General features: G+C 72.9%; 10 protein-coding genes. 5 read left to right on the plus strand and 5 right to left on the minus strand.

Going from position 1 to position 12973, the window contains the following annotated elements:
- Positions 1-32: 32 nt before the first annotated feature.
- From V7793_RS00755 to V7793_RS00770, 4 genes are read right to left on the minus strand one after another with little or no spacing between them, the layout of a single operon-like run.
- The gene (locus V7793_RS00755) at positions 33-1073 is read right to left on the minus strand and encodes a 2-hydroxyacid dehydrogenase (RefSeq protein ID WP_335580875.1); all 1041 of its coding nucleotides are present in this window, start codon (positions 1071-1073) and stop codon (positions 33-35) included.
- A gap of 31 nt (positions 1074-1104) precedes the next feature.
- Complete coding sequence (locus tag V7793_RS00760) at positions 1105-1731, minus strand: histidine phosphatase family protein (RefSeq protein ID WP_335580876.1); 627 nt, start codon at positions 1729-1731, stop codon at positions 1105-1107.
- Positions 1728-3266 carry an FGGY-family carbohydrate kinase gene (locus V7793_RS00765; RefSeq protein ID WP_335580877.1) on the minus strand — a complete coding sequence of 513 codons (1539 nt, stop codon included), beginning with the start codon at positions 3264-3266 and terminating at the stop codon, positions 1728-1730. The genes V7793_RS00760 and V7793_RS00765 overlap by 4 nt, the downstream gene beginning before the upstream one ends.
- Complete coding sequence (locus V7793_RS00770) at positions 3259-4812, minus strand: FGGY-family carbohydrate kinase (protein WP_335580878.1); 1554 nt, start codon at positions 4810-4812, stop codon at positions 3259-3261. Before V7793_RS00770 ends, V7793_RS00765 begins: the two co-directional genes overlap by 8 nt.
- Positions 4813-5082: 270 nt before the next feature.
- Here V7793_RS00770 and V7793_RS00775 point away from each other — a divergent pair, with 270 nt between their 5' ends.
- The gene (locus V7793_RS00775; protein WP_335580879.1) at positions 5083-5862 is read left to right on the plus strand and encodes a DeoR/GlpR family DNA-binding transcription regulator; all 780 of its coding nucleotides are present in this window, start codon (positions 5083-5085) and stop codon (positions 5860-5862) included.
- 303 nt (positions 5863-6165) lie between these two features.
- Entirely contained in the window at positions 6166-7452 is a 1287-nt protein-coding gene (locus tag V7793_RS00780; RefSeq protein WP_335580880.1) for an MFS transporter, read from the plus strand.
- 79 nt (positions 7453-7531) lie between these two features.
- Here the strand turns inward: V7793_RS00780 and V7793_RS00785 are convergent, their stop codons facing one another.
- Complete coding sequence (locus V7793_RS00785) at positions 7532-9055, minus strand: alpha/beta hydrolase (protein WP_335580881.1); 1524 nt, start codon at positions 9053-9055, stop codon at positions 7532-7534.
- Between the two features lie 202 nt (positions 9056-9257).
- Between V7793_RS00785 and V7793_RS00790 the strand changes: the two genes are divergently transcribed.
- The 3 genes from V7793_RS00790 (at position 9258) to V7793_RS00800 (ending at position 12969) form a co-directional block, all read left to right on the plus strand.
- Positions 9258-10568, plus strand: a complete 1311-nt coding sequence (locus tag V7793_RS00790) for a sensor histidine kinase (protein ID WP_335580882.1) — start codon at positions 9258-9260, stop codon at positions 10566-10568.
- Positions 10565-11356 carry a response regulator transcription factor gene (locus tag V7793_RS00795; RefSeq protein WP_335580883.1) on the plus strand — a complete coding sequence of 264 codons (792 nt, stop codon included), beginning with the start codon at positions 10565-10567 and terminating at the stop codon, positions 11354-11356. Before V7793_RS00790 ends, V7793_RS00795 begins: the two co-directional genes overlap by 4 nt.
- A 332-nt stretch (positions 11357-11688) precedes the next feature.
- The gene (locus V7793_RS00800) at positions 11689-12969 is read left to right on the plus strand and encodes a cytochrome P450 family protein (protein ID WP_335580884.1); all 1281 of its coding nucleotides are present in this window, start codon (positions 11689-11691) and stop codon (positions 12967-12969) included.
- The last annotated feature ends 4 nt before the right edge of the window (positions 12970-12973 follow it).

Consider the following 12973-nt stretch of genomic DNA (forward strand, 5'->3'; position numbering starts at 1 on the left):
AGAACGGCCGGGGCGGGCCGCTGAGCCCCGTCTCACGCCGCCAGTACCTCCGGGTTGGCGCAGTGGGCCAGGGGTTTGCCGTCGAGGAAGCGGGAGACTTCCGCGGCGACGATCCGCGCGGCCTTGTGGGCGACCTGCCGGCTGCCGCCCGCGATGTGCGGGGTGAGCACCACGCCCGGAGCGGACAGCAGCCGGGCGCCGGCCGGCACCGGTTCGGCGGGGAAGACGTCGAAGCCCGCGCCGGCCAGGTGACCGGACTCCAGGGCGTCGCAGACGGCGTCGTAGTCGACCAGGGCGCCGCGCGCGCAGTTGACGAGGACGGAGCCGCGCGGCATGGCCGCGATCCGCGCCCGGCCGATCATGCCCACCGTCTCGTCCGTCACGCGCGCGTGCAGCGAGACGATGCGGGAGCGGCGCAGCAGTTCCTCCAGGGTGACCTGCTCGGCCAGGCCGGCGAGCGCTTCCGCCGGCACGTACGGGTCGTGCACCAGGACACGCGCCCCCATGGCGACCAGCACGCGGGCCACGCGGGAGCCGATGGCGCCGAAGCCGACCAGCCCGACGACGCACCCCTCTATCTCGATGCCGCAGGCGTCGTAGTCGTAGTAGTCGCCGCGCCACGTGCCCCGCTTGAGGTCGGTGTGGACGTCGCCGATGCCCCGGGCGGCGGCGAGCAGCAGGGCGAGGGTGTGCTCGGCGGTGGCCGTGGCATTGCGGCCGGGCGCGTAGCTGACGGCGACGCCGTGGCGGGTGGCGGCGGCCAGGTTGGCGTTGACCGGGCCGCCCCGGCTGATGCAGAACAGCTCCAGGTCGGGGCAGGCCCGCAGGACCCGTTCCGTCAGCGGTGCCATCTGGGTGACGCACACGCGCGCCCCGCGCAGCGCCTCGATCAGGGCGTCCTCCGTGCCCGAGGCCTCGTCGACCTCGGCGACCGGTCCGAAGGGGGTGTGCGGCCAGGGCAGGGTCAGCTCGCGGACGTCGAGCGGGGCCTCGGGCACGGCGGCGCGGAGTTCCTCTGTCAGCAGGCGGGGGAGGACGAAGTGGTCGCCCGCGGCAAGGACGGTGGTGGTCACGGTGGTGCTCCAGGAAGGATCGGACGAAGGGTCAGGCACGGGTGGGGGCGGCGGCGGTGACTGGCGCGTTGAGGCGCAGCAGGGACGCTTGCCCCTCGCGCAGCCTCAGCTCGGTCAGGGCTCCGTTCTCCAGGGCCGGGAAGATGACGCGGTAGCGGGAGAGGGGGATGCCGAGCAGCGCGCACAGGGCGAGACGGAGCAGGGTGGAGTGCGCCACGACGAGGACGCGGCCGCCGGGGAGGTCGCGCGCGGTTTCCGTCAGGCAGGAGACGGCCCGGGCGGCGGCTGCCGCCGGGTCCTCGCCGCCGGGCAGGTGGTGGGCCACCGGGTCGTCGAGGAAGGCGGCCAGTTCCGCGGGGAACGCCTGGGCCATTTCCGTACGCGTCAGGCCCTCGCCCCGCCCGAAGGCGACCTCGGTCAGCCGCTCGTCCACCTGCAGAGGCAGCTCCAGTGCGGCCGCGGCCGGCCGGGCGGTGAGCCGGGCCCGGGACAGCGGCGAGCACATCACGGCGTCCAGTTCCTGTCCGGCCGCCCAGGCACCGAGCGCTTCGCCCTGGCGGCGGCCGCGTTCGGTGAGGGCCACGTCGCTGCGGCCCGCGTAGCGGTTCTCGGCGTGCCACTCGGTCTCGCCGTGGCGTGCGAGGAGGAAGTCGGTCACTGCTCGGCCTTTCTGCGGGCGTGCGCCGCCACGGCAGGCTCCAGCCAGCCGCGGCGGGTCAGTTCGTCGACGAAGTCGAGGTAGCGGGGAAGGAGACGGGCGGTGCGCGCAGGGTCGGGGCGCAGCTCGGTGCGAACGCGGATCATGGCGGCCGCCGCGTCCTCCAGCGTGGCGCCGGAGGCGGTCGCGGCGAGCACCGCCATGCCGGTGGCGCTCCCGGATTGCTCGGGCAGGCGGACGGTGCGGCCCAGGAGGTCGGCGCGCAGCTGCGACCAGTAGGGGTTGCCGGCACCTCCGCCGGTGAAAGTGACGGGGCCGTCGGCGGGGGCGCCGAGGTGGTCCAGGTAGTCGAAGCAGAGCCGTTCGACGCAGGCCACGCCGAGGAGGCAGGCATGGAAGTGCTCGGCTTCACCGGAGGGCCGGCCGAGGACGAAGGGGGTCGCTTCCGGGGCGCGGAAGGGGAAGCGTTCCCCGCTCGCGCCGGTCAGCGGGTAGGCCACGGCCGTCGAACCGGAGGCGGCGGACGCGGCGGCTTGCCGGGTGAGGGCGTCGAGGCCGGCCCCGGGGAAGTGCCGGGTGATCACCCCGGCGCCGCTGCTGGACGCCCCGCCGGGCAGCCACGTGCCGCCGGGGCCGCGGTGGCAGTAGACGACGCCCGCCGGATCCCGTACCAGGCGGCTGCTGACGCCCTTGAGGACGAGGGTGGTTCCCAGGACGGAGTTCCAGGAGCCCGGCGCGAGCGCCCCCGCCCCGATCTGCGCGGCACAGCCGTCCGTCATCCCCGCGACGACCGGGGTGCCGGCGGGGATGCCGGTGGCGCGCGCCGCGTCGGCGCACACGGTGCCGAGGACGGTGCCGGGGCGTACGACCTCGGGCAGCAGCTGGTGCGGGACGCCCAGCGCGGCCAGTTCCGCCTCCGGCCAGCGCTCCTCGACGAGGTCGTAGCCGGTCTTCAGGGCGTGGCTGGCGTCGGCGGCCGTCTGCTGACCGGTCAGCCGCCAGGTGATCAGGTCCGGCTGGTGCAGCAGCCGGGCCCCGGCGGGCAGCGGCCCCTGTTCCAGCAGCCACAGGAGTTTGGGGAGGGCCCAGGAAGGCTGCATGGAGCGGTAGCCGCAGGCTTCCCACACCGCGGCGCCGGTCGTGTTGACGCGCTCGGTGCAGGCGTGGGCGCGCCCGTCGTCGTACATCAGACCGGGGGTGAGCGGCGTGCCGTGCCTGTCGGCCAGCAAGATCGTGCCGGAGGTGGCGTCGACGGCCAGGCCGCGCACCCGTTCGGGGGCGATGCCGGCGAGTGCATCGCGGCAGGCGTCGGCGAGGGCCGGCCACCACTGCTCGGGGTCCTGCTCGTGGCGTACGCCCTCGCGCCTCCCGGTCAGTGGCCGGGAGGCGGCGCCGACCGTACGGCCGGTGCCGTCCACGGCGACGGCCCGGGCGCTCTGGGTGCCGAGGTCGAGGCCGAGGTGGACGGCGCCGGGGTCGACGAGAGGGGAGGGAACGGGGGAGGGGGCGTGCTGCGAGTGCTGGTGATCAGGCATGTGCGGCGTTTCCTACGGGGGCCGGTGCGGGTGCCGGCATCGGGGCCGGTACGCGCGCGGGTGCGGCGGCGGGCGACCAGCCGAGGGAGCGGGCGGCGTCGCGCCAGGTGAGGAACGAGGCGTAGAGCTCGTCGTAGAAGGCGCTCCGTTCCGGGTCGGGCTCCCAGCCGGCGCGCATCCGGACGTACTTCGCCGCCGCGTCGCGCAGGCTGGGCTCCGCCCCGGTCAGCACCAGGCCGGTCAGGAACGCGCCCTTGGCGCCGAGTTCGGTGTCGGTGCTGCAGGCCGTGGGCACCCCGGTGACGTCGGCGATCAGCCGGCACCAGGCGTCGCTGGCCGATCCGCCGCCGCACAGGCGCAGTTCGCGGACCTCGGTACGGGAGGCGCGCAGGCAGTCGCGCACCACGAGGGACAGGCCCTCGAAGACGGCGCGGGCCAGGTGGGCGGGGGTGTGCTCCAGTGACAGGCCCCAGAAGGTGCCGCGGGCACGCGGGTCGAGGAAGGGGGCGCGTTCCCCGGCAGGGGAGAGGTACGGCAGGAAGGCGAGGCCCGCGGCGCCCGGTCCGGTGCCGAAGGCCAGCTCCCCGAGCGCGGCGGGCCCCTCGACGCCGAGGGTCCGGGCCGCCCAGTCCAGGACCTCCGTGCCCGACAAGGTGGGGAACGCGCGCAGGACGCGCTCGCGGTCCCCGTAGGCGATGTTGATCCCGCAGGGCTCGCCCGTGGTGTCGACGTGCCGGGTGACGATCTCGGTGCACAAGGTGGTGCCGAGGATGCCGCAGGCCTGGCCGGGGTCGACCACTCCGGCGCCGCGGGCGGTCGCGGCGATGTCGTACGGGGCCATGACCACGGGAAGCCCGGCGGGCAGGCCCAGTTCGCCGGCCGTGCGCGTGGTGATCCCGGCGATGCGCTCGTCCTCGCCCAGGACGCGGGGCAGGAGCCGGCGGGCCCCGGCGAGGCCGAACAGCTCCACGATCCGCGGGTCGTAGTCGCCGCTGGCGTGGTCGAGGAAGGGCGCGGACGCGTCGGACGCGTCGATCGCTGCGACGCCGGTGAGCTTGAGGAACAGCCAGCCCGCCGCCGTCAGGGCCGTCGCGGAGCGCTCCAGCCGCTCCGGGTCGTGCTCCGCGAGCCAGCTGATGATCGCGTTGGGCATGCCGCCGCACGTGAGGGAGCCGTTGCGCCGGAACGCCTCCTCCAGGACGCCCTCGGCCTCCCAGCGCCGCAGCAGGCCGCCGGCGCGGCCGTCGGACCACAGGACCGCGGGCCCGGTGGGGCGGCCCCGGCCGTCCACCAGCCAGCAGCCGTCGCCCTGCGCGGTGAGGCTCACGAGCCACACGGAGCCTGCGTCCGGACCGAGCCCGGACAGGGCGCCGCGCACGGTGCGGACCACGCCGTCCCACACCGCGTCCATGTCCTGCTCCGCCCAGCCGGGCCGGGGCCGCAGGACTTCGGTGGCGACGCGCGAGACCGCGATCTCGCGCCCCTGGTCGTCGAAGACGACCGACTTGATCACCGACGTACCGACGTCGATGGTGAGAACCGACATGACTTCGAGTACCTGCCTCTTCGCAGTGGCCGCGTCACCAGGGACGACGGCCGGTTCGCGGTCGTAGCGAAACCCGCCGCCGGGCAGGGCGTCAATCGGCCACGGCCCATTTCCCGCGCCGCGGGAGGCGCGCGGTGTGAGGTCCTTCCCGGGGCCGGTACGGGCGGGGCCCGGCCCGGAAGCGCCGTGTTAGGTTCATGTGAGATTCACATGATGGTGACGGCGGTGAGCCCCCGCTGCGGTGCGGGCGTCCCGGGGAGGAGCGGTGGCGTGACGCGCGGAGACGGCCAGGAGGAGCGGCGCCGGCAGCTGCGCGACCTGGTGACGGCCAAGGGGTTCGTCCGGACGTCCGCGCTGGCCGAGGAGTTCGGCGTCAGCGTGATGACCGTGCACCGCGATCTGGACGCGCTGCAGGCCCAGGGGTGGCTGCGCAAGGTGCGCGGCGGTGCGAGCTGCCTGCCGTCGACGCAGTTCCACGGCAGCGTCGGCGAACGCATGACGTCGATGACGCGGACCAAGCAGCGGCTGGCGCGTGCCGCGGCCGACCTCCTGGCGCCGGGCCGGGTCGTGATGATCGACGACTCCACGACGTGCCTGGGCCTGACCGGGCAGATGGCCGGCCGCACACCGCTGACCGTCATCACCAACGCGCTGCCGGTCGTCTCCGCACTGGCCCGCGAACCGGGGATCTCGCTGATCGCGCTCGGCGGCACCTACTTCCCGGCCTACGACGCCTTCATGGGCCTGCACGCCGCGCAGAGCGCGCAGGCGTACCGCGCCGACGTGCTGTTCATGTCGACGACCGCCGTCACCGGCGGCCGCTGCTACCACATGTCGCCGGAAACGGTGCAGGTCAAGCAGGCGATGATGGCGGCCGCGACCCGGCGTGTGCTGCTGGTCGACCACACCAAGTTCGCCAACCAGGGCCTGTACGCGCTGGCCCCCCTCACCGACTTCGACCTGGTCCTGGTGGACGACGCCGCCCCCGTCGCGGAGGTGCGGCGGCTGCGCGAGCAAGGCGTCGAGGTCCGCGTCGTCCCCGGCCGCTGACGCCGTCGAGGTCCGTGCGACCCGTGTGAACTTCACGCACACTTCACGTACCGGAGCGGGCTGAGGACCCCTGCCGTCACCTTCCTGAACAGGGCCGACGCACCGTCGCCCGACCCGCATGACGCGCACCGGCCGGTGATTTCACGCCACCGGCCGGAGCCGCCGCGGGGGCTTTTCCCCGCCGCGTTGACGCCCGCACCGCCCCGTTTCATCGTGGCGCTTCGTCGCTGCGCACCGGCACACCCCCCTCCGTGCTGCGCCGCGCCCCCTCCCGCTCCGCACCGCCCCCGGAAGGTGGTTGCCGTGACCGTTGTCATGGACCCTGCATCGTCGGCCGACCGAGCCCCCCGAAGACACCTGCTGGACCGCGCCGGCCTGCCCCGGGCCCTCGCCTGGGGCTACCTCGGCGTCCTCGTCTTCATGATCGGAGACGGCGTCGAATCCGGCTACTTGTCGCCCTACTTGCTGGACGAGGGCCTGTCCAAGCAGCAGGTGGCCCTGCTGTTCAGCGTCTACGGCGTGACCGCCAGCGTCGCCGCCTGGTTCTCCGGCGCGCTGTGCGACTTGTGGGGGCCGCGCCGCGTCATGACGCTCGGCCTCGGCATCTGGGTCGTCCTCCAGATCGCCCTGCTGCTCTTCGCCCTCCCCACGACCGACTTCCCCCTCCTGCTGATCAGCTACGGCCTGCGGGGCCTGGGCTACCCCCTCTTCGCCTACGGCTTCCTCATCTGGGTCACCGCCGTGACGCCCCGGCGGCGGCTCGGCTCCGCGGTCGGCTGGTTCTGGTTCGCCTTCACCGGCGGCCTCCCCACCCTCGGCTCCCTCGTCGCCAGCTTCGCCGTACCGCGCATCGGCGCCTACGGCACGCTGTGGCTCGCCCTGGGGCTGGTCGCCGCGGGTGGTGCCATCACCCTGCTGCTCGTGCGCGAACCCACCGGCCGCCGTCGCCTCGCCCCCGCCGGAGAACGCCCCCTCGCCACCCTGATCGGCTCGCTCGCCATCGTCTGGCGCAGGCCCCGCATCGGGATCGGAGCTGTCGTGCGGGCCATCAACACCGCGCCCCAGTTCGGCTTCCTCGTCTTCCTGCCGGTGTTCTTCACCGAGACGCTCGGCTTCACCCTGAGCGAGTGGCTGCGGCTGCTCTCCGCGATGTTCGCCACCAACATATTCTTCAACCTCGTCTTCGGCGTGGTCGGCGACCGCATCGGCTGGCAGCGCACCGTCGCCTGGTGCGGTGGCGTCGGCTGCGCGGTGACCACCCTCCTGCTCCACTACGGGACGGTCGCGGCCGGCGACGACTTCCCCATGGCCGTGGTGCTGGTGAGCCTCTTCGGCGCCACGCTCGCCGGATACGTGCCGCTGTCCGCCCTGATGCCGTCACTGGCACCCGACCACAAGGGCCAGGCGATGTCGGCCCTGAACCTGGGCGCGGGCGCCAGCACCTTTCTCGGCCCCGCCCTGGTGGGCCTCCTCCTCGGCCCCCTCGGCGTCGAAGGCCTCATGTGGGTCTTCGCCGCCCTCTACCTCACCAGTGCCTTCCTGACGGCATTCCTCCGCCTGCCGGCACCGGAAGAAGGCACGGACTGCTGAACCGGGCGGGCCGACGGCGCTGCGCCCGAGCGCCGGGTCGCCCGCCCGCAGCATGCCCGGCGCCGGCCGGCCGTTCCTGTTACCCGGTCGGCGCTTGGCAGGTCAGGTCCTCGGCCGGGAGCCTGCCCGTGGTCAGATAGTCCGTGGCGCTCCGGTCCGCGCAGGAGCCGGTACCGAAGACGCCATGACCCTCGCCGCCGGCGACGGTGACCATCCGGGAGCCGTGCAGAGCACGGTGCATGCCTTGGCTGACGGCCAGGGGTGTCTGGGGATCCCACTCGTTCTGCAGGATCAGAACACGGGCCTTGTTGTTCACGGCTGTCACGGGCTCGCTGCCCTGCTTCCAGAAGGCGCACGGCTTGATATGGGACGCGAAATCGCCGTACAGCGGATACCGGGCCTTGTCGCGGATCGCGTCGCGGCGGTACTGCTCGGGGTCGTCCGGCCAGGACGTGCGGGTGTCGGCGCAGATGACGGCCCAGGCGCTCGCGGCCGCGTTGTCCGAGGGGATGTCACGGGCGGACGCCGGCGGAACGGGGGCCGGGGCCTGCCCCGGGGTGCCGGACGGGGCCGGCTTCCTGCCCTCGGCGGCCTGCTTCAGTTCGGCGACCCTTCGGGCGGCGTTCTGGACGCGGAAGAACATGGCACGCTCGGAGCGGATGTCGTCGCCGGTGAGGTGTTTTCCGTCGTGGACGACGGGTTCGCGGTCGGCCCGGGCGATCAGGTCCCAGAAGGTCTTGCGGACCTCGGCCGGGGTGCGACCCAGTTGGTACGTCGTGTGGTGCCGGGCAGTCCATTCGCTCCACCGCGTGAAGGCGGGCTCGGTCCCCTCCGCCATCCCCTGGAAGATGCCCCGCCCGAACCGCGCGGGGTCGGTTGCACTGTCCAGCACGAACCGGTCGGTTCGCCGGGGGAACATCTGCGTGTAGACGGCGCCGAGGTAGGTGCCGTAGGAGAATCCCAGGTAGGAGAGCTTCTCCTCGCCCAGCACGGCACGGATGACGTCCATGTCGCGAGCGGTGTTGCGGGTGGTGAGGTGCCGCAGCGTGTCACCCGCCTTGGCGTGGCACTTGTCGGCCACCGTACGGGCCCACTCCACATCCTTGGCGAAGGTCTCGGCCTTGTACGGGCGCTCGAAGTTCTGTTCGTCTTCAGTCAGACCGCAGGTGAGGGGAGAGCTCCGCCCGACGCCCCTCGGGTCGAACCCGATGACGTCGTACCGTCTCGTCACTTCCTCGGGGAGCTTCATGTCCGGGTCGACGGGCATGTCCAGGCCCGGGCCGCCGGGGCCGCCGGGGTTGAGCAGCAGAACGCCGCGGCGTTCCTTCGCGCTGCTTGCCTTCAGCCGCGATATCGCGATGTCGATCTCCTTGCCGCCGGGATCGCTGTAGTCCAGCGGCACCTTGAGAGTCGCGCACTCAAAGTCGGCGGGGCTGCCTTTGTCGCAGCGCTGCCACCGGGGCTTCTGCTGTGCGTACTGCCGCAGAGGGTCCTTCGCCGCAGAGGCCTCAGGCGCGGAGAATGCTGTTGCTGGTGTCAGCGCCGAAACGAAAGCTGTCGCGATGCCGACGCTCAGGAGAGGTGCTACTCGTCTGTTTCGCACGGTGATGCTCGTCCTTACGGGGGGGGAGAGTGGTCAAGGCGCCGTCCGCCCTGCTGCGTGCGGGCGGGCCGTCCTCCGGCCAACTGTTCAGGGCAAGATCCTGGCCTCTGAGGGCTCGGTGCACATCGCGGGAAGGCGGGAGAAAGAGCTCCCTCGATCGGGGGAGGACCCCGGTGAGCTACCTGGTCATACTGGGCGGATTATGATCAAGAGTGTCCGGCCGCTGCTGCGCGGCTCCACGTATTCGGGTGCGCTGTTCGCCTACTGCGGCGCGCTGGCGAGCCTTCCCCTGCTGCCTGTCGCCATGCTGCCGACGCTGGCGTGGCCATCCGCTCCCTATGGAGTGCAGCTCGTTCTCACCCTGCTGCTCTGGGTGGTACTGATCGGTGTGGCCGGGCTGGCCCGCACCACGCGGCGGGTGCTGATCGCGTCCGCCCGCCGGCTGCTGAGGGTGCCGTTGCCGGATCCCGTGGCCGCGCGCCGGCCCGCGAGCCCGTCCGGGGCCGGGCCGAGTCCCACCGCGCCGGCCCCTGTTCCCGTTCCCGCTCCCGATCCCGCCGCTGACCGTTGGCGGACTCCGCTCTGGCTGCTGCTGCACGTGGCACTGGGGTGGGCGGGGGCCCTGGTGAGTGGACTGCTGCTCCTCGCGAGCCTGACTCTCCCGCTCGGCGCCGAGGCGGGACTGAGCCTGTTCGGCCGGTCGGTACGGGTGGTGGGCGGCTGGCAGAGCTGGGCGGTGGCACTCGGCTGCGTGCTGCCGGCTGCGACGGTGTGCGTCGTGGTGACGAACGCTCTGCGGTGGTCGGCGCCGAAGCTGCTGGGACCGTCGCCGGCCGAGCAGCTCGCGCTGGCGGCCGAGCGGGAGCTGGCCCTCGCCGAACGCAACCGGCTGGCCCACGAGTTGCACGACTCGATCGGGCACACGCTGACGGCGACCACGATCCAGGCGGCGGTCGCGGGCGAGGTGCTCTCCGCCGACCCGGTGGCGGCGCGGGCCGCCCTGCGCAGCATCGAGGAGTCGGCCCGGGCCGCGCTGGAGGACCTGGACTACGTGCTGGGCGTGCTGCGCGAGCAGGAGGCGGAGACCGCGCCCACCCGCACCTTGGCCGATCTGCCCGAGCTGCTGGACAGGTTGCGGCATGCGGGCGCAGTGGTGGAGCCGGAGCTGTCGGGCGAGCTGACGCAGGTGCAGGGGACGCTCTCCCGGGCGGCGTACCGGATCCTGCAGGAGGGACTGACGAACGCGCTGCGGCACGGGGCGGGCGGTCCGGTCGAAGTCCGCGTGGCGGCCGCGGCGGACCGTCTGGAGCTCAGCGTGGTCAACCGGACCGGGGCGGGGGCGAGCGCGGGTACGGGCGCGGGTACGGGCCGGGGTGCTTTTCCGACGTCCGGGCACGGCCTGCCCGGGCTGGCCGAGCGCGTGAGGCTCCTGCACGGCGAGATCGAGGCCGGCCCGGTCGGGCCGCAGCACTGGCGGCTGGCGGTCCGGCTGCCGGTACGGTTGCCGGCATGATCGGCTTTGACGCGAGCGCAGCTGTCGCAACCAGCCCGGAGGCCCGCGATACCGTCGTGATCGGCGCTGCTGCCGGCACCGCCACCGCCACCGGCACAGGTCCCGCCACCAGCAGCCCTACCGGCAGCCCCGTCACACTCCTGATCGCGGACGACGACGAGGTGACCCGCAGCGGTCTGCGCACCTTGCTCGCGGCACAGCCGGGGATCGCCGTGGTCGGGGAGGCGGGCGACGGCGTCGAGGCGGTCGAGCAGGTGCGGCGGCTGCGACCGGACGTGGTCCTGATGGATGTGCGGATGCCGCGTCGCAACGGGATCGAGGCCACCCGGCAGCTGCTGGCCGAGCCGGCCGTGGCCGAACCGCCGAAGGTCGTCGTGATCACCACCTTCGAGAACGACGACTACGTCACTGCTGCGCTCAGCGCGGGAGCCAGTGGGTTCGTCCTCAAGCGGCTTCCGGTCCGGCAGATCGCGGAGGCGGTGCGGGTGGTGGCCGCCGGGGAGGCGATCCTCTTCCCGGCGGCACTGCGCCGCATGGTCACCCCCCGCCCGCTGGCCTCCGCCGAGGCGTTGCCGAAGGCGGCGCTGACGGGGCGCGAGGAGGAGGTGCTGCGCCTGATGGCCACCGGCATGTCCAACCCGGAGATCGCCGAGTCGCTCACGGTGAGCTTGGAGACGGTGAAGACACACGTCGGGAACGTCCTGACCAAGCTCGGCGCACAGAACCGGACCCACGCGGTGGTGATCGCCTACGAGTCCGGTCTCGTGGTACCCGGGGTCACCGGCTGACGCGGCCTGAGGCGCCCCGGGCCGGGCCTGGGGCGGCATGAGAAGCCGTGCAGTCACCCCTCGTCGGAGTCTTCAACTCGCCGTCCAACCGGGGGTAGAGTCCCTTTGGAGGGTGTCCGGGACTGTTTTTCTGTCCTGACATGGGACGCCCTCGTCTTATGCCCGCGCGCGGAACCCCGACTCGTGGTCTGCGGAACCTTGACCCGTGGTCTTCTGTGAATGCGCGTTCAGCGTTTCAGAGTTTCAGCGTTTCTGCCCGACGAGTGGAAACGGTTTCCGCGGGCCGGTCGCCAATCCCTGAGCATGCCGCCACGAGCAGACGGAGGGCAGAGATGAGTGGTCAGCCCGGAAGCAAACAGCGCGATGCGGCCGAAGCGGGTGCGCCGCCGAACATTCTCACCGACCCGCACGCCGGTTACGCGCATCTGCGGGAGCAAGCGGCGGCCTGCCCCATGCGCTCGCTGGACGGGTCGTTGATGTGGGTGGTCGGACGTCATGAGGGCGTGCGGTCGGTGCTCACCGATCCGCGGTTCGCCAACGACCCGGCCTCGGTCCCCGGCGGCGGCGCGCCGCGCATGCAGGCCGACGCGATGCGGAAACTCGGCCTTGCCGAAAACCTCATCCCGTACCTCGCCGACACCCTCCTCGACAGCGACGGGGAGAGCCACAGCAGGTTGCGCCGCCTGGTCTCACCCGCATTCACCGCGCGCCGTATGCTCGCCCTCCGCCCGCGCATCGAGCGGCTCACGGACGAGCTCCTGGACGGGTTGGAGGCACATGCCGAGGACGGCGTCGCCGACTTCCTGAGCCTGTTCGCCTACCCCCTGCCGATCACGGTGATCTGCGAACTCGTCGGCGTGCCGGGCGCCGACCGCCCCGCGTGGCTGCGCTGGACCCACGCGCTCTCCTTCGACCAGGAGCACCTGGGCGAGACGATCGGCCCTCTGGTGGAGTACACGCACGCGCTGGTCGACCGCCGTCGGTCCCGGCCCGCGGACGACCTGATCAGCGAACTGATCCGGGCGCGGGACGGCGACCGCCTCACCGACCGGGAGCTGGTCACGATGGTGCTCAGCCTCGTCATAGCCGGGCACGACACCACGGCCAACTTCCTCGCCAACAGCGTCTGGGCGCTGCTCACCCACCCCGACCAACTGGCCCTGGTCCGCGCCGAACCGGAGCTGATGCCTCAGGCGGTGCAGGAACTGCTGCGCTGGTGCGGACCCGTCCTGGTGTCGCGGATGCGGTACGTCACCGAGGACGCCGACCTCGGCTGGGCGGCGTTCCAGGCCGGGGACGCGGTGATGGCCGCACTGAGCGGCGCCAACCAGGATCCGCGCGAGTTCGCGGAGGCCGACCGGCTGGACGTCACCCGGCGGCACGAGAACCGCGGGGAGGCGCACGTCTCCTTCGGTGCCGGGCCGCACTACTGCCTCGGCGCCGCGCTGGCACGCCACGAGGCCGAGATCGCCCTGAACCGGCTGTTCGCCCGCCTGCCCGGCCTGACCCTGGCCGTGCGCCCCGAGGAGCTGAACTGGCAGCCCGTGTCCGGCATGCGGAAGCTCGAACGGCTGCCGCTGCGGCTGGACGGGGCCGGTGCCCCGACAGCCTGACCGC

Source organism: Streptomyces sp. KLMMK (assembly GCF_036961605.1).
In the GTDB taxonomy this organism is placed as follows: Bacteria; Actinomycetota; Actinomycetes; order Streptomycetales; family Streptomycetaceae; genus Streptomyces; species Streptomyces telluris.